The sequence below is a fragment of the Streptomyces sp. NBC_01017 genome (genome assembly GCF_045162795.1).
GTDB lineage: Bacteria > Actinomycetota > Actinomycetes > Streptomycetales > Streptomycetaceae > Streptomyces > Streptomyces machairae.
In genome coordinates this window covers 8,759,757-8,781,161 of record NZ_CP108683.1, presented here as the reverse complement: position 1 = coordinate 8,781,161, position 21,405 = coordinate 8,759,757, and the positions used below count along the sequence as shown (strand labels likewise).

The following is a 21,405-nucleotide window of genomic DNA, read 5'->3' as shown; positions in this document are numbered from 1 at the left end:
CCTAGAGACAGCCACCAAACGGTGGCAACCCTTTGTGCAAGGTGAATTGGCTCCCCATGCTTAGCTGTGGGACTGATCGAAACATTCGACTCGGGCGGCGAACTTTACGGACGCCCTGACGCTGGACGCCTCAGAGGCCGACGTCGCGGCTGCGGATGTCGTCCAGGGACTCGCGGCGGATCAGGAGCCGGGCGTGGCTGTCGGCCACGGCGACCACCGGTGGGCGTCCGACCAGGTTGTAGCCGGAGGCCATGGACAGGTGGTAGGCGCCGGCGGCCGGGACTGCGAGGAGGTCTCCCGGGCGGATGTCGTCGGGGAGTTCGACGTCCGCGGCGACGACGTCGCCCGCCTCGCAGTGGCGGCCCACCACGGTCACCGGGGCGGGGGCGGCGGTGCTGTGCCTGCCCACCAGCCGGGGCGCGTAGCGCACCCCGTACAGTGCGGGCCGCGGGTTGTCGCTCATGCCGCCGTCCACCGCGACGTAGGTGCGGGCACCGGTGCGCTTGACGGCGAGGACGTGGTAGAGCGCGATGCCCGCCGGGCCCGTGATCGCCCGTCCCGGCTCGATGATGAGGCGCGGCACGGTGAGCCCGGCCGCCGCGCAGGCCTCGGCCAGTTCCGTCCGCACCCTGCGCGCGAGCAGGGTCAGGTCCAGGGCCGGCTCGCCGGGCCGGTAGGCGATGCCGTGGCCGCCGCCCAGGTCGAGTTCGGGCAGGACCAGGCCGTGTTGTTCGTACAGCCGGGCCATGAGGCCGACGATGCGCCGTACGGCGGCGATGTAGGGCTTGACGCTGGTGATCTGCGAGCCCAAGTGGCAGTGCAGGCCGCTGAGTTCGAGCTGCGGCTGGTCCAGGATGCGGGCGATGGCGTGCTGCGCGTAGCCGTCCGGGATGGACAGGCCGAACTTCTGGTCCTCGGTCCCGGTGCGGATCTTCTCGTGTCCGCCGGCGCTGATGCCGGGCACGACACGGACCATGACCTTCTGGTGGCCGTCGGGCCCGACCGCCGCGGCCAGCCGGGCGATCTCGGACGGGCTGTCGATGACGATGCGGCCGACACCGAGGCGAAGCGCGGTCTCCAGGTCACGCGGCGACTTCGCGTTGCCGTGCAGCACGATCCGCTCCGGGGGGAAGCCGGTGGTGACCGCGAGTTCCAGTTCACCGGCCGAGCAGACGTCCAGGCCCAGGCCCTCGTCGGCCATCCAGTGGACCATCGCGCGGCACAGGAACGCCTTGGCCGCGTAAAGGACTTCGGCGTCCGGGAAGACGTGCCGGTAGGTGCGGCAACGCTCGCGCACCTCGGTCTCGTCCAGGACGTAGACGGGGGTGCCGAAGCGATCGGCGACCTCGGCCAGGGGCACGCCGCCGACGGAGAGGTCACCGGGGCGGGGCTCGGCGGCGGAGACGGGCCAAACGGACAGGGCGTCGGCAGGGGTGGTGGTCGCGGGGGAGGCCGTGGCGGTGGCGCTGGCTGTGGGTTCGTGAAGCGTGGTCATGGCGTGCCCTCTCAGCCGATCCGCAGGGCGGGAACAGGAACGACGGGCTCGATCGGCGTGGGAGCCGGTGCCGCGAACTGCGGGTCCACCGTGACGGTGGTGACGCCGAGCGGTGCGGTCAGGGCGCGCAGGGCAGGCTCGGCGAGCCTGATCCAGGGCTGGTCGGGGCCGAGGGTCGCGGCCAGCTGCCGCGATGACGTGAACCCTACGGCCGTACGGTCGCCGAGGGCGTACGGAAGAGGCGGGCCGCACAGGCGGCGGCCGGTCCCGGCCGGACCGGAACGTACAGAGGGCCGGCCGGGAACCGTTCAGAGGGCTCCGGGTCTTCTTCGTACTGGATGTCTGCCATGGGGTGCCTCCGGGAGGAACCGAGGTGGATCGGGTTGGTTGGCTCGACGGCCCCGGCGCGGGGAGGCGGACCGGGGCTTGCCACCGACGGTATGCCCGATGGCCGGGGGGTTCGGGCGGTTCATGACGCGATGCTGACGCCGATCGGCCGGACGCTGACGGGACGTTGACGCGGAGCCCGGCCGACCGGGGCGAAGGCCGTCAGAGCTGCGCCAAGAAGTGCCGTCGGGGCCGGCTGCGGGCCTGCGGCAGGCGTGTGATGGGAGCGGCCCGTCGAGGGCTTCCCGCGAGAACGGCTCGCGGGCGTACGCGAAGAACGGTGGAGTCATGTCCGGTTCCGGCAGCGCCGCGACAGCACGGGTCGTGGTCGGAGTGAGCGGTTCCGTGGGCAGCCTGACGGCCCTGCGCCGGGCCGCCGACGAGGCGCGGCGGCGGGGCGCGGAGCTGTGGCCGGTACCGGCATGGCGACCGCCCGGCGGGGACCCCGTCGCCCGGCGCGGTCCAGGGGTGAGCCTGATGCACGGCGAGTGGCAGCGCCTGGCGCGCGAGCGCCTGGTCGCCGTCCTCGGCGACGTGTTCGGCGAGACCGGCCCCGGTGTGTGGATGTACGCCCTCGTCGCGCGTGGCACTCCGGGACAGGCACTCGTCGAGACCGCCGACCGCGAGGAGGACATCCTGGTCGTCGGCGCCGGCCGACGCAGCCTCTGGCATCGCGCGTGCTGCCGCTCGGTGACCCGCTACTGCCTCGCCCACGCCGCCTGTCCGGTCCTCGCGGTACCGCGTTCACCGCCGGCGTCGGAGCCGGCGGCCGTACATCGGTGCAACGCCCGGCGACTGCGGCTGGACACCCGGCACTTGGCGAAGGAGACGGTGCGGCCGGACGGGGCGTGACCCCGGGGGCCACACCCGGTCCCGGCCATGGCCCGCGATCCGGGCCTCTACGGCATTGCCGCAGCCGGCACCTCCGTCTCCCCCGGCCGCCTCCCCCGCGCCATCCGCACACTCAGCACCATCGTCAGCCCACCCCCTGGCGTGTCCTCGGCGTTGACCGTGCCGCCCATCGCCTCCGCGAAGCCCCGTGCGACCGCGAGCCCGAGCCCGACTCCGGCACCGCGCGGGGCGTCGCCGTAGCGCTGGAAGGGCTCGAAGATGCGTTCCTTGGCCTCGTCCGGGACGCCCGGGCCGCGGTCGACCACGCGTACCTCGACCCGGTCGGCGATGGCGCTCGCGGCGACCAGCACCGGTTCGTCCTGGCGGCTGTGCTTCACGGCGTTCTCGACGACGTTGGCGACGACGCGCTCCAACAGGCCCTTGTCCACCGAGACCATGGGCAGCGTCTCCGGGATGTCCAGTTCCACGCTGTCCTCCGGCACCCCGCCGAGCGCCATCGGCACCACCTCGTCGAGGTCGATCTCCCTGATCAACGGCTTGACCGTGCCGGTCTGGAGGCGCGACATGTCCAGCAGGTTGCCGACCAGGTGGTCGAGCCGGTCGGCGCCCTCCTCGATGGCCTCCAGCAGCTCGGCCTCGTCCTCCTGCGACCAGGCGACGTCGTCCGATCGCAGCGAGGACACCGCCGCCTTGATGCCCGCGAGAGGTGTACGCAGGTCATGGCTGACGGCGGCCAGCAGCGCGGTACGGATGCGGTTGCCCTCGGCCAGTTCCTTGGCCCGGTCGGCCTCACGCCGGAGGCGTTGGCGGTCCAGGACGACGGCGGACTGTGCGGCGAAGGCGGCGAGCACCCGGCGGTCCTCGGCGGGCAGCACCCGTCCCGTCAGGGCGAGGGCCATGTGGTCGCCGACCGGCACGTCCACGTCCGCGTCGTCGGGGTTCTGGCAGGGCCGGGGTCCCACGCTGCCCGCGCAGGTCCACGGGGCGACGTCGCTCTCCCGCTCCAGCAGAGCCACCGACCCCATGCCGAACGTCTCGCGGACGCGCTCCAGGAGCGCCTCCAGGCTGGTCTCACCGCGCAGGACGTTCCCGGCGAGGAACGAGAGGATCTCCGACTCGGCGCGCAGACGTGCCGCCTGGTGGGTGCGGCGGGCCGCCAGATCGACCACGGAGGCCACCGCCACGGCCACGCTGATGAAGATCGCGATGGCGACGATGTTCTTCGGGTCGGCGATGGTCAGCGTGTGCACGGGTGGCGTGAAGAACCAGTTCAGGAGCAGCGAACCCACCACCGCGGAGGCCAGTGCCGGCAGCAGCCCGCCGAGGAGCGCGGCGGCGACGGTCAGCGCCAGGTACAGCAGCATGTCGTTGGCGAGGCCGACTTCGGGTGCGACGTGCGTCAGCAGCAGGGTGAGGACGACAGGGCCGAGGACCCCGACCAGCCAGCCCCGGATGATCCGCGCCCGGCCGAGCCGTGCGGTGCGGGCCACGGGCAGCCCGCGCCCCTTGCCCGCCTCGCCATGGGTGATCAGGTGGACGTCGAGGTCCGGCCCCGAGTCCCGGGCGACCGTGGCGCCGACGCCGGGCCCGAGGACGTACTGCCGGCTCTTGCGACGGGAGACGCCGAGCACGATCTGGGTGGCGTTGACGCCGCGTGCGAAGGCCAGCAGGGCCGCCGGGATGTCGTCGCCGACCACGTGGTGGAAGGTGCCGCCGAGGTCCTCCACCAGCCCGCGCTGTACGGCCAGTTCCTTCGGTGACGCGCCCGTCAGGCCGTCGCTGCGGGCGATGTGGACGGCGAGCACCTCGCCGCCGGCACCCTTCTCCGCCAGCCGGGCGGCCCGGCGGATCAGCGTCCGCCCTTCCGGGCCACCGGTCAGGCCCACGACGATCCGTTCGCGCGAACCCCATATGGTCGTGACCTCGTGCTCGCTGCGGTACGCGTTGAGGTACTCGTCCACGCGGTCGGCCACCCAGAGCAGTGCCAGTTCGCGCAGTGCGGTCAGGTTGCCGGGGCGGAAGTAGTTCGACAGGGCCGCGTCGACCTTGTCCGGCCGGTAGATGTTGCCGTGCGCCATCCGTCGCCGCAGTGCCTGTGGCGACATGTCGACCAGTTCGATCTGGTCGGCCCTGCGCACCACCTCGTCCGGCACTGTCTCCTGCTGGCGTACGCCGGTGATCGACTCGACGACGTCACCGAGGGACTCCAGGTGCTGGATGTTGACGGTCGATATCACGTCGATGCCGGCGGCGAGCAGCTCCTCCACGTCCTGCCAGCGCTTGGCGTTGCGCGACCCCGGGATGTTGGTGTGGGCCAGCTCGTCCACCAGTGCCACCTGGGGCCTGCGGGCGAGGACGGCGTCGATGTCCATCTCCGTGAAGGACGAGCCCCGGTACTCCAGTTCCCTGCGCCGGACCTGCTCCAGGCCGTGCAGCATCACCTCGGTGCGCGGCCGGCCGTGGTGCTCCACGAACGCGACCACGCAGTCGGTGCCCCGCTCCGCCCGCCGGTGCGCCTCGGACAGCATGGCGTACGTCTTGCCGACGCCCGGTGCCGCGCCGAGATGGATCCGAAGCCTGCCGCGTGCCATGTTCACCCTTCGAAGCGGTAACCCATGCCGGGTTCGGTGATGAGATAGCGGGGGTGCGAGGGGTCCGTCTCGAGCTTGCGGCGCAGTTGGGCCATGTAGACCCGCAGGTAGTTGGTCTTGCCGCTCCGGGACACGCCCCAGACCTCCCGCAGCAGGTGCTTCTGCGTGACGAGGTGCCCGGGATGGGTCACCAGGATCTCCAGCAGATGCCATTCGGTCGGGGTGAGGCGTACGTCGCGGCCGGCCCGTACGACCCTCTTGGCCAGCAGGTCGATGGTGAACTCGGCGGTCGCCACGTGCGTCGTGCCGGGAGTGGGTGGGGCCTCCTCGGTGCGGCGCACCGCGGCCCGCAGCCGGGCCATGAGTTCGTCCATGCTGAAGGGCTTGGTGACGTAGTCGTCGGCGCCCGCATCGAGTGCGGCCACCTTCTCGTCGGAGGCCCGACGGGCCGACAGCACCATGATCGGCACACGGGTCCAGCCGCGCAGCGCCTTGATGACGTCGACGCCGTCCATGTCGGGCAGGCCGAGGTCGAGCATCACCACGTCCGGCTGACGCGCGGCCGCCAGCCGGAGGGCCGTGGCGCCGTCGGGCGCCGCGTCCACTCCGTACCGGCGTGCCTGCATGTTGATCACGAGTGCTCGTACCAGTTGGGGGTCGTCTTCCACGACCAGCACCCGGGTCATCGGTCAGTCGCCCTTGATGAGTTCCCTGAGCGCGATGTTGAGTTCGAGGACGTTCACGCGTGGCTCACCGACGAAGCCGAGCGTGCGTCCCTCGGTGTGGTCGTCGACCAGCTTCTGCACCCGGGCGACGGACAGGTCGTTGCGCTCGGCGACCCGGTGGACCTGAATGTCCGCGTACTGCGGGGAGATGTCGGGGTCCAGGCCGGAGCCGGAGGAGGTCACCGCGTCGGCGGGGACCTGGGAGGGCCTGACCGTGTAGCCGGGCACCGAGTTGTCCTCGACGACCTTTGCCTTCGCCTCCTTCACCCACTTGATCAGCTCGGGGTTGTCGCCGGAGCGGTTGCTGGCGCCGGACAGGATCAGCCTGTACTGCGTGTTGACCGAGTTCTCACCGAGTCCGTTCGCTGGACGGGGCTGGAAGTAGTCCGGGCTGTAGCCCTGTTGACCGATCAGCGAGGAACCGACGACCTTGCCGTCCGCCTTGACCTCCGAGCCGTTCGCCTTGTCGCTGAAGAGCGCTTGCGCCACGCCGGTGACGGCCAGCGGATAGATGACGCCGGTGAGCAGGGTCAGCACGAGCAGCGCCCGCAGACCCGCGCCCAGCAATCGTCCGGTGTTCACAACGGAGTTGTTCATGGTCCTTCACCACGCCTTTGAGAATTACAGCCCGGGGAGCAGAGAGATGAGCAGGTCGATGAGCTTGATGCCGATGAACGGAGCGACCAGTCCGCCCAGCCCGTAGATGGTGAGGTTCCGCCGGAGCATGCGGTCCGCGCTCACCGGCCGGTACCGCACGCCCTTCAGGGACAGCGGCACCAGCGCGATGATGATCAGCGCGTTGAAGACGACCGCGGACAGGATCGCGGAGTCCGGCGAGGACAGGCCCATGATGTTGAGCTTGTCCAGGCCCGGGTAGACGGCCGCGAACAGCGCCGGGATGATCGCGAAGTACTTCGCGACGTCGTTGGCGATGGAGAACGTGGTCAACGCGCCCCGGGTGATCAGCAGTTGCTTGCCGATCTCGACGATCTCGATGAGCTTGGTCGGGTTGGAGTCGAGGTCGACCATGTTGCCGGCCTCCTTGGCGGCCGACGTACCGGTGTTCATCGCCACGCCAACGTCCGCCTGGGCCAGCGCGGGCGCATCGTTCGTACCGTCACCGGTCATCGCGACGAGCTTGCCGCCGGCCTGCTCCCGCTTGATGAGCGCCATCTTGTCCTCGGGAGTCGCCTCCGCGAGGAAGTCGTCCACGCCCGCCTCGTCGGCAATCGCCTTGGCGGTCAGCGGGTTGTCACCCGTGATCATGACGGTCTTGATGCCCATGCGGCGCAGTTCCTCGAACCGCTCCCGCATGCCGTCCTTGACGACGTCCTTGAGGTGGATGACGCCCAGGATCCGGGCGCCCTCGGCGTCCTCCACCGCTACGAGCAGCGGCGTGCCGCCCGCCTCGGAGATCCGGTTGGCGACGGTGTCCGCGTCGTCCGCGACGGTGCCGCCCTGCTCCCGCACCCAGGCGATGACCGAACCGGCCGCGCCCTTGCGGATCTTGCGCCCGTCGACGTCCACGCCGGACATCCGGGTCTGCGCGGTGAAGGCGATCCACTCGGCACCGGCCAGCTCGCCCTGCTGGCGCTCGCGCAGGCCGTACCTCTCCTTCGCCAGTACGACGACGGAACGGCCCTCGGGCGTCTCGTCGGCCAGCGACGACAGCTGGGCGGCGTCCGCCAGCCGGGCCGCCGTCGTCCCGCTCACCGGCACGAACTCGGCGGCCTGGCGGTTGCCGAGCGTGATGGTGCCGGTCTTGTCGAGCAGCAGCGTGGAGACGTCACCGGCGGCCTCGACCGCCCTGCCGGACATGGCGAGTACGTTGCGCTGGACCAGTCGGTCCATGCCCGCGATGCCGATCGCGGAGAGCAGGGCGCCGATCGTGGTCGGGATCAGACAGACCAGCAGGGCGACCAGCACGACCATCGTCAGGTGCGTGCCCGCGTAGTCCGCCAGCGGCGGCAGCGTGGCGCAGGCGAGCAGGAAGACGATCGTCAGCGAGGCCAGCAGGATGTTGAGCGCGATCTCGTTCGGTGTCTTCTGCCGGGCGGCGCCCTCGACCAGGTTGATCATCCGGTCGATGAAGGTCTCGCCGGGCTTCGTCGTGATCTTGATGACGATGCGGTCGGAGAGGACCTTCGTACCGCCGGTGACGGCCGAACGGTCGCCGCCGGACTCACGGATGACGGGCGCGGACTCGCCGGTGATGGCCGACTCGTCGACGGACGCGACGCCCTCGACGACGTCACCGTCGCCGGGGATGACATCTCCCGCCTCGCAGACGACGAGGTCGCCGATCCTCAGCTCGGTGCCGGCGACGACCGTGCCGTCGGCCTTGCGCGCCACGCTGTCGGTCTTGGCCTTGCGCAGGGTGTCGGCCTGCGCCTTGCCGCGGCCCTCGGCGACGGCCTCGGCCAGGTTGGCGAAGAGCACGGTCAGCCACAGCCAGGCGCTGATGCTCCAGCCGAACCAGTCACCGGGGTTCCTGAACGAAAAGGCGGTGGTGAGGACCGATCCGACCAGCACGACGAACATGACCGGGGACTTGACCATCACCCGTGGGTCGAGCTTGCGGAAGGCGTCCGGCAGCGACTTGACCAGCTGCTTGGGGTCGAAGAGGCCGGCACCGACGCGGCCCTCGGGGGCCGTGTGCCCGGTGGGTACGTCGCTGTGCGGCGCCCGGGTCGGGGTGACTGTGGACATGGAGTCCTCTTGCTTGTCGATACGAGTGGTCATGACGCCAGCCCCTCGGCCAGCGGACCCAGCGCCAGCGCCGGGAAGTACGTCAGACCGGTGATGATGATGATCGTGCCGACCAGCAGACCCGCGTAGAGCGGCTTGTCGGTCCGCAGCGTGCCCGCGGTCCGGGGGACCGGATTCTGCCCGGCGAGCGAGCCGGCCAGCGCCAGCACGAACACCATCGGCAGGAAGCGGCCGAACAGCATGGCCAGGCCCAGCGTCGAGTTGAACCACTGGGTGTCCGCGTTCAGACCGGCGAAGGCCGAGCCGTTGTTGTTGGAGGCGGACGTGTAGGCGTACAGGATCTCGGAGAACCCGTGCGCCCCGCTGTTCGTCATGGAGTTGCCCGGTGTGGGCAGCGCCATGGCCGCAGCGGTGAAGATCAGCACCAGTGCCGGAGTGATCAGGATGTAGCAGGCCGCCAGCTTGATCTCGCGGGAGCCGATCTTCTTGCCCAGGTACTCGGGCGTACGGCCGACCATCAGACCGGCGATGAACACCGCGATGATCGCCATGATCAGCATGCCGTAGAGGCCGGAGCCGGTGCCACCGGGCGCGATCTCGCCCAGCATCATCCCGAGCATGGTGATGCCGCCGCCAAGGCCCGTGAACGAGGAGTGGAAGGAGTCCACCGCACCGGTCGAGGTGAGTGTGGTCGCCGTCGCGAAGATCGACGAGCCGCCGACACCGAAGCGGACCTCCTTGCCCTCGTACGCCCCGCCCGCGATGTCGAACGCCGGGCCGTGGTGGGCGAACTCGGTCCACATCATCAGCGCCGTGAAGCCGAGCCAGATGGTGGCCATCGTCGCGAGGATGGCGTAACCCTGCTTCACCGATCCGACCATGAGGCCGAAGGTGCGGGTCAGCGCGAACGGGATGACGAGGATCAGGAAGATCTCGAAGAGGTTCGAGAACGGGGTGGGGTTCTCGAACGGGTGGGCGCTGTTGGCGTTGAAGTAACCGCCACCGTTCGTGCCCAGCTCCTTGATCGCCTCCTGCGAGGCGACCGCGCCGCCGTTCCACTGCTGCTGCCCGCCCATGAACTGGCCGACCTCGTGGATGCCGGAGAAGTTCTGGATGGCGCCGCACGCGACCAGGACGACCGCGGCCACGGCCGCGATCGGCACCAGAATGCGTACGACACCGCGCACCAGGTCGGACCAGAAGTTGCCCAGCTCACCGGTGCGCGAGCGCGCGAACCCGCGCACCAGCGCCACGGCCACGGCGATGCCGACGGCCGCGGACACGAAGTTCTGCACGGCCAGCCCGGCGGTCTGCACGACGTGGCCCATGGCCTGCTCGCCGTAGTACGACTGCCAGTTGGTGTTGGTGACGAAGGACACGGCGGTGTTGAAGGCCTGGTCCGGATCGATCGCGGAGAAGCCCAGCGAACCGGGCAGCACGCCCTGGAGCCGCTGCAGCAGGTACAGGAACAGCACGCCCGCCGCCGAGAAGGCGAGCACACCACGCAGATACGCCGGCCAGCGCATCTCCGTGTCGGGATTGGCACCAATGCCCTTGTAGATCCACTTCTCGACACGCCAGTGCTTGTCGGAGGAGTAGACCCTGGCCATGTAGGTGCCGAGGGGTATGTAGGCGAGAGCCAGCGCGCCGATCAGGGCGAGCAATTGGAGGACGCCTGCGAGTACGGGACCCATGTCTGCTCTCAGAACCTCTCCGGGAAGATCAGGGCGAGGACGAGATAGCCCAGCAGGGCGACGGCCACGACGAGGCCGACGATGTTCTCGGCAGTCACAGCTTGGTCACCCCCTTGGCGACGAGCGCCACCAGCGCGAAGCACGCGATCGCGGTGACGACGAAGGCCAGATCGGCCATCGTGAGCTCCTGGAGTGAGGATCGGTTGAACAGGGACGATTCGAGGAAACAGCCTCTGTGGCCGGATTCGGCCGCCGTTGACGGGTCCCTTACGGCGCACTGCGCCTCCTTGACGGGACTCATACGCGGCCCGGCCCGAGGTCAGAACAAGCGGAACCGCAGCCGGCAGATCGCCGCGTCGGTCTGCCGCCGTACGGCGTGCGCGACGACGGCGCCCCGCTGGTTCTGAAGGAGCCGCTGCCACAGCCGCTCCGGCTCGGCCTCCGGGATCAGGACGGTGACCCGGGTTGCCGGTTCGGCCGCCATGACGTCCCGCACGTAGGCGGCGATGGGACGGCCCAGACTGCGCCGGTCGCAGGTCAGCCGCACCAGAGGCATGCCGGGGTCCCACTCGGCCCAGGACCGCTCCAGGGCGTGCAGGGCGGCCCGGTCCTCGGGGCCCGGGTAGCAGACGGTGACGGCACGGACCTCGTCGCCGAGGGAGGCCGCGGCGGTCAGGGCCTCCGAGGTGAGGCGGGACAGCGACGACACGGGGACGACCACGACGGACCGGTCGCGGTGCGGATGCTCGGGGACACGGCCGAGCCCCAGCCGCTCACCGATCCGTACATAGGCTCGGTGCACGGTCTCGAAGGCCACGACCAGCAGGGGCAGGGCGATCACTGTCAGCCAGGCGCCCTCCTTGAACTTGGAGGCGGTGACGACGACGGCCGCGACACCCGTGAGCAGGGCACCGGAACCGTTGAGCGCGGCCTTCGCCTGCCACCCCGGCCCCTTTCCGAGCCGCCAGTGCCGGACCATGCCGACCTGGGCGATCGTGAAGCCGACGAAGACGCCGATGGCGAACAGCGGCACCAGGGTGTTGGTGTCACCGCCGGAGAAGACCAGCAGCGCGGCGGAGACGACGGCCAGGGTCAGGACACCGTGCCGGTGGACCTGACGATCGGCCTTGAGCAGGAAGACGTGCGGCAGGTAGTTGTCGCGGGCCAGCAGCTTCAGCAGCACCGGGAGGCCGCCGAAGGAGGTGTTCGCGGACAGGGCCAGCAGGATCATCGTCGCGAACTGGATGACGTAGAAGGCCCAGTTGTGGCCGAGCGAGGCGTCCGCGAGCTGGGCGAGGACGGTGACGCCCTCGACCGGCTGGAGGTGGAAGCGGGAGATCAGTGCCGACAGGCCGATCAGCATCACACCGAGCACGGCACCGAGGGCGACCTCCGCGTGCTGGGCGCGCCTGGCGCGGGGGACTCGGAAGGAGGGGACGGCGTTGGCGATGGCCTCGACGCCGGTGAGGGCGGAGCAGCCGGAGGCGAAGGCCTTCAGCAGCAGCAACGCGCCTACGGTCGTGGCGTTGTCGGCGAGCACGGAGGTATGGCCGGCCGCGGCCGCCGTACTGACCGGCTCGGACCGGAACAGGCCCACTCCGATCAGCACGAAGATCGATCCGACGAACACGACGGTCGGCACGATGAACGCCTTCGCCGACTCCACGATGCCCCGGAGGTTGACGGCCGTGACGAGCGCGAGCACAGCCAGGCACAGCCACAGGCAGTCGTCGTGAGGGCGGGGAGGGCGGAGGTCAGCGCCGCGACTCCGGCCGTGACGGCGACGGCGACGTTGAGGACGTAGTCCAGGACGAGCGAGGCCGCCGCGACCAGGCTCGTGCGCTTGCCCAGGTGCGTCTTGGCCACGGCGTAGGAGCCGCCGCCGTCCGGGAAGGCCGCGATCACCTGGCGGTACGAGGCGACCAGTACCGCCAGCAGGGCGGCGATGGCCAGCGTGACAGGAAGCGTGAAGCCGAGGCCGTGCGCGCCTGCGGCGGCCAGGACGAGGACGATCGCCTCGGGCCCGTAGGCCACCGACGCCATGGCGTCGAGCGAGAGGGCGGCCAGCCCGGTGACCGCGGTCAGCCGGTGCCGATCACCGGTATCCGGCGGCTCCTCGTCGGCGGCGGGCGCCCCGGGTTCGGTGGTCAGGACGGACATGGTGCGGGCTCCTTCGTACGGGACGAACAGCCGCGCGCGGAAACCCGCGCGCGGGGCACCAAGGCTCTGTCCGGATCCCGCCGTTCCCTGCCCCTCCTTGCGCGTTCTTCGCGCTGAACCGACCGTCCTTGACGGCACTTTGACGCCCCAAGGGGCCTCGGAGAACTACGCGACCGGACAAGGTCAACCCGCACCCGGCCGAACCGCACGCGCCGCTCCCGGCGCGCACCGTCACGCTGGGTGTCCGCCCTCGGCAGACAGCCACGCCTCCCGTGTGCGGCCCAACCCCGCCCATGTGCCCCCGGAGCTCGATCAATGCCGTTCGCCACGCCCCGACCCGGCCAGTCTTAACGGAAGCTTGACGCTCACGGGCCCCTGATCCGTGGGCCCATGCGTCACTCTCCGCTTACGCTGATCCCGCCGTCCGCGTGATGGCCGAAATCGCGCCGACCCGCACATCAGGAGCACGCCGATGGCCACGACCGAACACTCGACGTCCAGTCGCGTGCGCTCCTGGATGCTGCAAGGGCTGTCCGACATGGGCAAGGGCCACGGCCCCGGGGGCCCGCACGCCGAGCCGGAGCCCGCGCACCAGGGCCGGCCCTGGTACCGCGTCATGTGCCTCACCGGCGTCGACTACTTCTCAACCCTCGGCTACCAGCCGGGAATCGCCGCCCTTGCGGCCGGCCTGCTCTCCCCCATCGCCACGATTGTGCTCGTGATCGTCACACTGGCGGGCGCACTGCCCGTCTACCGGCGGGTGGCCGAGGAGAGCCCGCACGGCGAGGGTTCGATCTCGATGCTGGAGCGGCTGCTGTCCTTCTGGAAGGGCAAGCTTTTCGTCCTGACCCTGCTGGGCTTCGCCGCCACCGACTTCCTGATCACCATCACCCTGTCGGCCGCCGACGCCTCGACCCACCTGGTCGAGAACCCGCACCTGAACAGCGCCCTGCACGACAAGCAACTGCTGATCACCCTCATCCTCGTGGCCCTGCTCGGCGCGGTGTTCCTCAAGGGGTTCCTGGAGGCGATCGGCGTCGCCGTCGTCCTGGTCGGCATCTACCTCGCGCTGAACGCGGTCGTCGTGGTCTCCGGCCTCTGGCACGTCATCGCCGAGGGGCATGTGATCACCGACTGGTCCAGCGCCCTCACGGCCGAGCACGGCAACGTCTTCATCATGATCGGCGTGGCCCTGATCGTCTTCCCCAAGCTCGCGCTCGGCCTGTCCGGCTTCGAGACCGGCGTCGCGGTGATGCCGCACGTCAAGGGCGACCCGGGTGACACCGAGGCACAGCCGAAGGGCCGGATCCGGGACACGAAGAAGCTGCTCACCACCGCCGCCCTGATCATGAGCTGCTTCCTGATCACGACGAGCTTCATCACCACGCTGCTGATCCCTGAGAAGGAGTTCGAACCGGGCGGTCAGGCCAACGGCCGCGCGCTCGCGTTCCTCGCCCACGAGTACCTCGGCAACGCCTTCGGCACGGTCTACGACGTCTCGACGATCGCCATCCTCTGGTTCGCCGGCGCCTCCGCCATGGCCGGCCTCCTCAACCTGATGCCGCGCTATCTGCCCCGCTACGGCATGGCCCCGCACTGGGCCCGCGCGGTGCGCCCGATGGTCATCGTCTTCACCCTGGTCGCCTTCCTCGTCACCTGGATCTTCGACGCGGACGTCGATGCCCAGGGCGGCGCTTACGCCACCGGTGTCCTGGTGCTGATCAGCTCCGCCGCCATCGCCGTGACCATCGCGGCCCGCAAGGCCGGTCAGCGGAACTGGACCATCGGCTTCGCGGTCATCTCCGCAGTGTTCCTCTACACCACTGTCGTGAACGTCATCGAGCGCCCCGACGGTGTGAAGATCGGCGCCTGCTTCATCGCCGGCATCATCCTCGTCTCCCTGCTCTCGCGGCTGATGCGGGCCTTCGAGCTGCGCGTCACCAGCGTGACGCTGGACGACATGGCGGAACGTTTCGTCCGGGACATAGCCAGCCGCAAGATCCGGTTCATCGCCAATGAACCCGACCAGCGCGACAAGGCCGAGTACCGCGACAAGATCGAGCAGATCCGCAACGACAACGACGTCCCCGTCCAGGAGGACTTCGTGTTCGTCGAAGTGACGGTCACCGACCCGTCCGAGTTCGAGGCGGGCGTGACCGTACGCGGCGAGGTCCTGCACAACCGCTACCGCGTCCTCACCCTGGAGTCCTCCTCCATCCCCAACGCCCTGGCCGCGCTGCTCCTCCACGTCCGCGACACGACGGGCTGCATCCCCCACATCTACTTCGAGTGGACCGAGGGCACTCCCTTCGCCAACTTCCTGCGCTTCTTCCTCTTCGGCCAGGGCGAGGTCGCCCCGGTCACCCGCGAGGTGCTGCGCGAGGCGGAGCCCGACCGTGACCGCCGGCCTCGGGTGCACACCGGCTGAAACGGCCGCGGACATCAGGATCGCGTCAAGGTTGCACCGTAAGGCGTCAGAGCACCGACAGCGGCGGTCCCTCCGGCGCCCCGGAGCCCTACCGTCTGCACTGTGCAGGGAAGCGGGCCTCTTCCGATGCCGACCGGCGACCGCCACTGGCGTGGCAGCGCCTGGTTCGCAGTGGGCTGCGCCCTGGCCTTCCTCGGCATGACCCTGCTGGTCGACCTGGACGGGGAGACGCTGACACCGCCGCGTGCCCTGCTGTGGCTGGCCCTGACCGCTCTGCTCTTCACGATCCTGCTCCCCCAGCGGGTGACCGCGGGGCCGGGCTGGCTGGCGGTGCGTGGCCTCGTACGACGGCAGTCGGTGCGGACGGACGCGCTGGTGGCCGTACGACAGCACGGCCGCGTCTCCGCTCTGCTGACCCTGCGCGACACGGACGGCTGCCGCCTGGACCTGGATCCGCGGATCCTCGTCGCCAACCCGCTGCTCTGGCACGAGCTGGACACCGGGGTACGCCGGTCGCTCGAACGCGGGACGCTCCTCGAAGGCACGGACGTGGTCGAGCGGTTGGGGCATCAGATCGACGACGCCACGGCGCAGGCGGTGCTCAGGGCGTCGGGGATGTTCTGAACGGCGTGCGCCGCGGGGGACGTACCACTATTCGGCCGTACTGCATCCGCCCGGCGATCTCGACCCGCAGGACGACCGGCGCACCTGCATCACCGGCCGGACGCGTCCTGACCTTGGCGTAGTCGACCGCCAGGGCGTCGGTGTCCACCACCACGCCGGGCCGCGTGACCAGCCTGAGCGTGCCGCCGCGCATGTCCAGGTCGATCCGCAGGGTCCCGCCGGCTGTCACCGCCTGCGTGAAGTCGAGGGTCACATCGCCCCAGGACGACTCGATCTCCAGCCGCCTGGGCACCACCCACTCCCCGCCCCGCACGGCCGAACCGCCCTGTTGCTCGATCCGGACGACATCCTTGACCTCGACACGGCCCGGCGCCGCCGCCAGATCCACCGTCAGCTCGGCCAACTCGCCCACCGTGCGGGCGGAGAGAGCGGTGGTCACCCGCTCGTCCAGTTCCTCGATGGTCAGCCGACCGTCCCCCGCCGCCGCGTTCAGCACGTCCACAGCGCGGTCCCGGTCCGCGTCCGAGGCACGCAGCCCCGTGTGCGACAGCTCAGCCGCCATACCCTCACCCCGTTCGAACCGACCGACCCCACTGACGCTATATCGCGTTACACCCAACGGCCAACCCCCTGCCTCGAGTTCCCGGCCCGGCCCCTATCGTGACCGGCATGCAGTCCTACACGATCGGCCAGGCGGCGCGGCTGCTCGGCGTGAGCCCCGACACCGCGCGCCGCTGGGCGGACGCCGGCCGCGTCGCGACCCACCGCGACGACACCGGACGACGACTCATCGACGGCAAGGACCTCGCCGCGTTCTCCGTCGAACTCGCCAGGTCCGGCAGCGACGAGGAGGAGGCCTCCTACACCTCGGCCCGCAACGCCTTCCCCGGCATCGTCACCGCGATCAAACTCGGCGACGTCGCGGCCCAGGTGGAGATCCAGGCCGGCCCGCACCGACTGGTCTCCCTCCTGACCCGCGAGGCGGTCGAGGAACTGGGCCTGGAGGTCGGCATGGAGGCCACCGCCCGCGTGAAGTCGACGAACGTCCATATCGACCGCACGTAACCGGCCAGTCGACGCCGCTACGGTGGAGGCCGGAGTCTGCAAACCCCCACAAATCCCCACCCCACTCGCTCCCCTCCCACTCCCCTCCCACCGTCTGCGAGGCGTCCCTCCATGAGCCTGAGCATCCGCAACCAACTGCCCGGCACCGTCACCGCCATCGCCCCCGGCGAGGTCATGGCAACCGTCAAGGTCCACCTCGACGGCGGTCAGGACCTCACCGCGGCGATCACCCTGGACGCCGTCGAGGACCTCGGCCTGGCCGAGGGGACCGGCGTGACCGCCCTCGTGAAGGCCACGGAGATCTCCCTCGCCACCGCACCGATCAGCGGTCTGTCCATCCGCAACCAACTCCCCGGCACGGTCACCGGCATCGCCACGGGCGGCGCGATGGCCTCGGTGAAGATCGCCGTGGAGGGCGGCGTGCTCACCGCGGCCATCACCAGGGACGCCACCAACGACCTCGCCCTGGCTCCCGGGATGCCCGTCGTCGCGCTGGTCAAGGCGACGGAGGTGGCACTGACGACGGCGTGACGCGGGAGCGCCCCGGCCGCCGACGTGCGGCAGGACGGGTGCCCCCGCCGGCCTGACGACAAGGGCTGCCGACGTCGTGCGGGGCACACGCCGACCTCACGCACGAGGGCTCCGCCCGGCCGAACACGGCCAGAGCGGAGCCCTCGATCACCTACGCCGGTGCGTCAGCCCTCGTACGCGTCCATCGGCGGGCAGGAGCACACCAGGTTCCGGTCGCCGAAGGCCTGGTCGATCCGGCGCACCGGCGGCCAGTACTTGTCGGCGGCCGACACCCCGGCCGGGAACACGGCCTCCTCACGGCTGTACGCGTGCTCCCACTCACCGCCCAGCGCACCGGCGGTGTGCGGAGCGTTCCGCAGCGGGTTGTCGTCCGCGGGCCACTCACCCGACCCGACCTTCTCGATCTCCGCACGAATGGCGATCATCGTCTCGCAGAACCGGTCGAGTTCGTTCAGGTCCTCGGACTCGGTCGGCTCGATCATGAGCGTTCCGGCCACCGGGAACGACATCGTCGGCGCGTGGAAGCCGTAGTCGATGAGCCGCTTGGCCACATCGTCGACGCTCACGCCGGTCGCCTTGGTCAGCGGCCGCAGATCGATGATGCACTCGTGCGCGACGAGCCCGCCCGGCCCGGTGTAGAGCACCGGGTAGTGCGGCTCCAGCCGCTTGGCGATGTAGTTGGCGGACAGCACCGCCACCTGCGTGGCCCGCTTGAGCCCCTCGCCGCCCATCAGCCGTACGTACGACCACGAGATCGGCAGGATCCCGGCGGAACCCCAGGGCGCGGCCGAGATCGGGCCGACGCCCGTCTCCGGCCCGGCCGCGGGCTGCAGCGGGTGGTTCGGCAGATACGGCGCCAGGTGCGCACGCACACCGACAGGGCCGACGCCCGGACCGCCACCGCCGTGCGGGATGCAGAAGGTCTTGTGCAGGTTCAGGTGCGAGACGTCACCACCGAAGTGCCCCGGCTTGGCAAGCCCCACGAGGGCGTTGAGGTTGGCACCGTCGACGTACACCTGCCCGCCGGCCTCGTGCACCTGAGCGCAGATGTCGGCGACGTGCTCCTCGAACACCCCGTGCGTCGACGGGTACGTGATCATCAGCACCGACAGCTCGTCCCGATGCTTCTCGATCTTCGCCCGCAGATCCTCGACGTCGATCTCACCGTCGTCGGCCGTCTTCACGACGACGACCTTCATGCCGGCCATGACGGCGCTGGCGGCGTTGGTCCCGTGGGCGGACGACGGAATCAGACAGACGGTGCGCTGCTCGTCCCCGTTGGCCCGGTGGAATCCGCGTACGGCGAGCAGCCCGGCCAGCTCCCCCTGCGACCCGGCGTTGGGTTGCAGCGACACCTTGTCGTAGCCGGTGACCTCGGCGAGACGTTCCTCCAGCTCGCGGATGAGCGTCAGATAGCCCTGCGCCTGCTCGGCGGGCGCGAAGGGGTGCAGCTGTCCGAACTCCGGCCAGGTGACCGGCTCCATCTCGGTCGTCGCGTTGAGCTTCATGGTGCAGGAGCCCAGCGGGATCATGCCGCGGTCGAGCGCGTAGTCGCGGTCGGCGAGCCTGCGCAGGTAGCGCAGCATCGCGGTCTCGGAACGGTGCTGGTGGAAGACGGGGTGCGTGAGGACCTCGTCGCTGCGCAGCAGCCCGCCCGGAAGGGCGTCCTCGGCTCCCTCGTCCAGCGCCTCGACATCACCCTCGACCCCGAACGCCGTCCATACGGCACCCAGTTGGGCCCGCGTGGTGGTCTCGTCGCAGGCGAGGGACACGTGGTCGGCGTCGACGAGACGCAGGTTGACGCCGTTCTGCCGGGCGGCGGCGACAACTTCGGCGGCCTTCTCGGGCACCCGCACGGTCAGCGTGTCGAAGTAGGAACCGTGCACGACCTCGACACCACCGGCCGTGAGGCCCGCGGCGAGGACGGCGGCGTACCGGTGAGTGCGCCGGGCGATGCCGCGCAGCCCCTCGGGACCGTGGTACACGGCGTACATCCCGGCCATCACCGCGAGCAGCACCTGCGCGGTACAGATGTTGCTGGTCGCCTTCTCCCGCCGAATGTGCTGCTCACGCGTCTGGAGGGCCAGCCGGTACGCCCGGTTCCCGTCGACATCCACGGACACACCCACGAGCCGCCCGGGCAGGCTGCGCGCGAACTTCTCGTGTACGGCCATGTAGCCGGCGTGCGGCCCGCCGAAGCCCATCGGCACGCCGAACCGCTGTGTCGTCCCGACCGCGATGTCCGCCCCGAGCTCACCGGGGGACTTCAGCAGCGTGAGCGCGAGCAGATCGGCGGCGACGGTGACGAGGGCGCCGAGCTCATGGGCCTGCTCGATGACGGGCTTGATGTCCCGTACGACGCCGGAGGAGCCCGGGTACTGCACCAGCACGCCGTTGATCTCACGCCCGGCGATCTCGGCCGGAATGCCGTCGCTGAGGTCGGCGACCACGACCTCCACGCCGGTGGGCTCGGCACGGGTCTCGATCACGGCGATGGTCTGCGGAAGCACATCCGCGTCGACCAGGAACAGCCCCTTCTTGTTCTTGCCCATCCGCAGCGACAGGGCCATGGCCTCCGCCGCCGCGGTCCCCTCGTCCAGCAGCGAGGCACCGGAGGTCGGCAGTCCGGTGAGGTCGGCGACCATGGTCTGGAAGTTCAGCAGGGCCTCGAGCCGTCCCTGCGAGATCTCGGGCTGATACGGCGTGTAAGCCGTGTACCAGGCCGGATTCTCCATGACATTGCGCAGGATGACCGGCGGCGTGAAGGTCCCGTAGTACCCGAGCCCGATCATCGGGTCCAACACCTGGTTGCGATCGGCGAGCGAGCGCAGCTCGGCGAGCACCTCGGCCTCGGTACGCGCCCCCGGCAGTTCGAGGGAGTCGGCGTTCTTGATCACATCCGGCACCGCGGCGGCGGTGAGCTCGTCGAGCGAGCCGTACCCGACCTGGGCGAGCATCTTGGCCCGAGCCTCTTGATCAGGACCGATATGACGCTGCTCGAACGGAATACCCTGCTCGAGCTCGGAGAGCGGAATGCGATGGGCGGTCATTGCGGAGGCCTCCTGGTCTGACACGACCTTCGAGGGGCACCACGGCGCGGGTACCCGGACGGCCTCCCCCTCTGTCATCTCAACCTGAGAGCTTCACCGGGGCACCACAAGGTGCCCGGTTTTCACCGTCGGTGAGAGCGGAGGCCATCGACACCCGCCCTGCTTTCCAGAGTGACCTCGTCCGTGCGGTACGTGTGCCTGAGAGATTCCGGGGAGGATTTGCTCCTTCGGCGCCTCCGGATGGTTCCCGGAGGACTCTCCCGCACGGGGTCAGCAGCCGGTAGCCAGCCTACCAGCGGGGTCAACGCACGGTCCTTCGAGTGGCCGCGCTCACCAATGTGCCCTTTCGTAGTGCTTACGGATGAGTTGCGACCAAGTGGAGGGCCCGTGCAGACCGACATCGATCCGCGCAATCTGATCGGCCGCAAGGCCTTCGACCGCAACGGCACCAAGATCGGCACCATCGACGAGGTCTACCTCGACGACGCGACCGGAGTGCCGGAATGGGCGGCGATACGCACCGGCCTGTTCTCCCGGGACGCCTTCGTCCCCCTGGAGCCCAGCGATTTGGTCGAGGGCAGCCTCCACGTCCCCTTCGACCGCGCCCTCATCAAGGACGCCCCCGATTTCGGCGTGGGCCGCCACCTCTCCCCCGAACAGGAACTCCAGCTCTACCACCATTACGGCCTCGACGTAACGGCTCCGCCCCCACCCCCTGACCGGGACTTCGGCAACCTGGCAACCACGGAAACCCCGGACGACAACGGCCCCCGCACATCCCACCCTCACTCCTGAAGACGCCCCCGCCTTCCACCGCACATCCCCCAGCCCGCACAGTCACGCCCACCTCCGGCCCGCCCGCACGGCTGACACGCCGCCTCCGCGCGGTCGAGTTCTCCTGCCCAGCCGCACCCCATCGCAACGCAACGCCGCGGCGGCGCCCACACGGCAGCCGACCTCATACAGCTGCGGGCAGTCGTGCCGCTGGGGCGGCACGGGAGCGGCACCCCGCAAGCGCGGGCGAGCGACCCACCTCTTACGGCAGCCGCAACGCCGGGCGCCCAGGAAGAACCAACCGCACGTCCGGTTCAGCC

At 70.1% G+C, this 21,405-nt stretch carries 16 protein-coding genes, 2 pseudogenes and 1 riboswitch; of the genes and pseudogenes, 6 read left to right on the top strand and 12 right to left on the bottom strand.

Annotated elements, in window-relative coordinates; all coding sequences use genetic code 11:
• Positions 1-130: 130 nt before the first annotated feature.
• Positions 131-1,495 (bottom strand): diaminopimelate decarboxylase, encoded by a 1,365-nt coding sequence (gene lysA, locus OG331_RS40295; protein ID WP_406206154.1) that lies wholly within the window; start codon positions 1,493-1,495, stop codon positions 131-133.
• 11 nt (positions 1,496-1,506) lie between these two features.
• A pseudogene (locus tag OG331_RS40290) lies at positions 1,507-1,844 on the bottom strand (SAV_915 family protein).
• 326 nt (positions 1,845-2,170) lie between these two features.
• Between OG331_RS40290 and OG331_RS40285 the strand changes: the two are divergent.
• A complete protein-coding gene (locus OG331_RS40285) occupies positions 2,171-2,734 on the top strand; it encodes a universal stress protein (protein ID WP_406206151.1) in 564 nt (187 codons plus the stop codon).
• Between the two features lie 47 nt (positions 2,735-2,781).
• On the opposite strand, the gene OG331_RS40280 is transcribed toward OG331_RS40285, so the two are convergent.
• The 8 genes and pseudogenes from OG331_RS40280 to OG331_RS40245 form a co-directional block, all read right to left on the bottom strand.
• Positions 2,782-5,325 carry a DUF4118 domain-containing protein gene (locus OG331_RS40280; RefSeq protein WP_406206149.1) on the bottom strand — a complete coding sequence of 848 codons (2,544 nt, stop codon included), beginning with the start codon at positions 5,323-5,325 and terminating at the stop codon, positions 2,782-2,784.
• Positions 5,326-5,327: 2 nt separating this feature from the next.
• Entirely contained in the window at positions 5,328-6,011 is a 684-nt protein-coding gene (locus OG331_RS40275) for a response regulator (protein ID WP_406206147.1), read from the bottom strand.
• Between the two features lie 3 nt (positions 6,012-6,014).
• Positions 6,015-6,647 (bottom strand): potassium-transporting ATPase subunit C, encoded by a 633-nt coding sequence (locus tag OG331_RS40270; RefSeq protein ID WP_406206144.1) that lies wholly within the window; start codon positions 6,645-6,647, stop codon positions 6,015-6,017.
• Between the two features lie 24 nt (positions 6,648-6,671).
• Positions 6,672-8,792: a potassium-transporting ATPase subunit KdpB gene (gene kdpB, locus OG331_RS40265; protein ID WP_406206141.1), complete on the bottom strand. Its 2,121-nt coding sequence runs from the start codon at positions 8,790-8,792 to the stop codon at positions 6,672-6,674.
• Positions 8,789-10,453, bottom strand: coding sequence for a potassium-transporting ATPase subunit KdpA (gene kdpA / locus OG331_RS40260; protein WP_406206138.1), 1,665 nt, complete (start codon positions 10,451-10,453; stop codon positions 8,789-8,791). The genes kdpB and kdpA overlap by 4 nt, the downstream gene beginning before the upstream one ends.
• Positions 10,454-10,461: 8 nt before the next feature.
• Positions 10,462-10,551 (bottom strand): K(+)-transporting ATPase subunit F, encoded by a 90-nt coding sequence (kdpF, locus tag OG331_RS40255; RefSeq protein WP_016434100.1) that lies wholly within the window; start codon positions 10,549-10,551, stop codon positions 10,462-10,464.
• Positions 10,548-10,754 carry a hypothetical protein gene (locus OG331_RS40250; protein WP_406206135.1) on the bottom strand — a complete coding sequence of 69 codons (207 nt, stop codon included), beginning with the start codon at positions 10,752-10,754 and terminating at the stop codon, positions 10,548-10,550. The genes kdpF and OG331_RS40250 overlap by 4 nt, the downstream gene beginning before the upstream one ends.
• 18 nt (positions 10,755-10,772) lie before the next feature.
• Positions 10,773-12,613: pseudogene (locus OG331_RS40245) on the bottom strand (APC family permease).
• Positions 12,614-13,085: 472 nt separating this feature from the next.
• Between OG331_RS40245 and OG331_RS40240 the strand changes: the two are divergent.
• Together OG331_RS40240 and OG331_RS40235 are read left to right on the top strand one after the other, a co-directional pair.
• Positions 13,086-15,041, top strand: a complete 1,956-nt coding sequence (locus OG331_RS40240) for an amino acid transporter (protein ID WP_406206133.1) — start codon at positions 13,086-13,088, stop codon at positions 15,039-15,041.
• A 126-nt stretch (positions 15,042-15,167) separates the two neighbouring features.
• On the top strand, positions 15,168-15,665 hold the full coding sequence (locus tag OG331_RS40235) for a hypothetical protein (RefSeq protein WP_406206130.1): 498 nt from the start codon (positions 15,168-15,170) through the stop codon (positions 15,663-15,665).
• Here OG331_RS40235 and OG331_RS40230 read toward each other — a convergent pair.
• On the bottom strand, positions 15,643-16,227 hold the full coding sequence (locus tag OG331_RS40230; RefSeq protein WP_406206128.1) for a DUF1707 domain-containing protein: 585 nt from the start codon (positions 16,225-16,227) through the stop codon (positions 15,643-15,645). The two genes, OG331_RS40235 and OG331_RS40230, sit on opposite strands and share 23 nt — an antisense overlap.
• Before the next feature lie 107 nt (positions 16,228-16,334).
• Here OG331_RS40230 and OG331_RS40225 point away from each other — a divergent pair, with 107 nt between their 5' ends.
• Positions 16,335-16,730: a molybdopterin-binding protein gene (locus OG331_RS40225; protein WP_406206125.1), complete on the top strand. Its 396-nt coding sequence runs from the start codon at positions 16,335-16,337 to the stop codon at positions 16,728-16,730.
• 111 nt (positions 16,731-16,841) lie between these two features.
• Positions 16,842-17,261 carry a TOBE domain-containing protein gene (locus OG331_RS40220; protein ID WP_328883001.1) on the top strand — a complete coding sequence of 140 codons (420 nt, stop codon included), beginning with the start codon at positions 16,842-16,844 and terminating at the stop codon, positions 17,259-17,261.
• Between the two features lie 164 nt (positions 17,262-17,425).
• Here the strand turns inward: OG331_RS40220 and gcvP are convergent, their stop codons facing one another.
• Positions 17,426-20,311 carry an aminomethyl-transferring glycine dehydrogenase gene (gene gcvP, locus OG331_RS40215; protein WP_406206122.1) on the bottom strand — a complete coding sequence of 962 codons (2,886 nt, stop codon included), beginning with the start codon at positions 20,309-20,311 and terminating at the stop codon, positions 17,426-17,428.
• Between the two features lie 176 nt (positions 20,312-20,487).
• A riboswitch (glycine riboswitch) is annotated at positions 20,488-20,584 on the bottom strand.
• Positions 20,585-20,698: 114 nt separating this feature from the next.
• Between gcvP and OG331_RS40210 the strand changes: the two genes are divergently transcribed.
• The gene (locus OG331_RS40210) at positions 20,699-21,106 is read left to right on the top strand and encodes a PRC-barrel domain-containing protein (RefSeq protein ID WP_328882999.1); all 408 of its coding nucleotides are present in this window, start codon (positions 20,699-20,701) and stop codon (positions 21,104-21,106) included.
• Positions 21,107-21,405 lie beyond the last annotated feature (299 nt).

Bases quoted from the DNA above. Each gene is read 5' to 3' on its own strand.
- lysA (WP_406206154.1), bottom strand. From the start codon at position 1,495: ATGACCACGCTTCACGAACCCACAGCCAGCGCCACCGCCACGGCCTCC.
- OG331_RS40285 (WP_406206151.1), top strand. From the start codon at position 2,171: ATGTCCGGTTCCGGCAGCGCCGCGACAGCACGGGTCGTGGTCGGAGTG.
- OG331_RS40280 (WP_406206149.1), bottom strand. From the start codon at position 5,325: ATGGCACGCGGCAGGCTTCGGATCCATCTCGGCGCGGCACCGGGCGTC.
- OG331_RS40275 (WP_406206147.1), bottom strand. From the start codon at position 6,011: ATGACCCGGGTGCTGGTCGTGGAAGACGACCCCCAACTGGTACGAGCA.
- OG331_RS40270 (WP_406206144.1), bottom strand. From the start codon at position 6,647: ATGAACAACTCCGTTGTGAACACCGGACGATTGCTGGGCGCGGGTCTG.
- kdpB (WP_406206141.1), bottom strand. From the start codon at position 8,792: ATGACCACTCGTATCGACAAGCAAGAGGACTCCATGTCCACAGTCACC.
- kdpA (WP_406206138.1), bottom strand. From the start codon at position 10,453: ATGGGTCCCGTACTCGCAGGCGTCCTCCAATTGCTCGCCCTGATCGGC.
- OG331_RS40250 (WP_406206135.1), bottom strand. From the start codon at position 10,754: ATGAGTCCCGTCAAGGAGGCGCAGTGCGCCGTAAGGGACCCGTCAACG.
- OG331_RS40240 (WP_406206133.1), top strand. From the start codon at position 13,086: ATGGCCACGACCGAACACTCGACGTCCAGTCGCGTGCGCTCCTGGATG.
- OG331_RS40235 (WP_406206130.1), top strand. From the start codon at position 15,168: ATGCCGACCGGCGACCGCCACTGGCGTGGCAGCGCCTGGTTCGCAGTG.
- OG331_RS40230 (WP_406206128.1), bottom strand. From the start codon at position 16,227: ATGGCGGCTGAGCTGTCGCACACGGGGCTGCGTGCCTCGGACGCGGAC.
- OG331_RS40225 (WP_406206125.1), top strand. From the start codon at position 16,335: ATGCAGTCCTACACGATCGGCCAGGCGGCGCGGCTGCTCGGCGTGAGC.
- OG331_RS40220 (WP_328883001.1), top strand. From the start codon at position 16,842: ATGAGCCTGAGCATCCGCAACCAACTGCCCGGCACCGTCACCGCCATC.
- gcvP (WP_406206122.1), bottom strand. From the start codon at position 20,311: ATGACCGCCCATCGCATTCCGCTCTCCGAGCTCGAGCAGGGTATTCCG.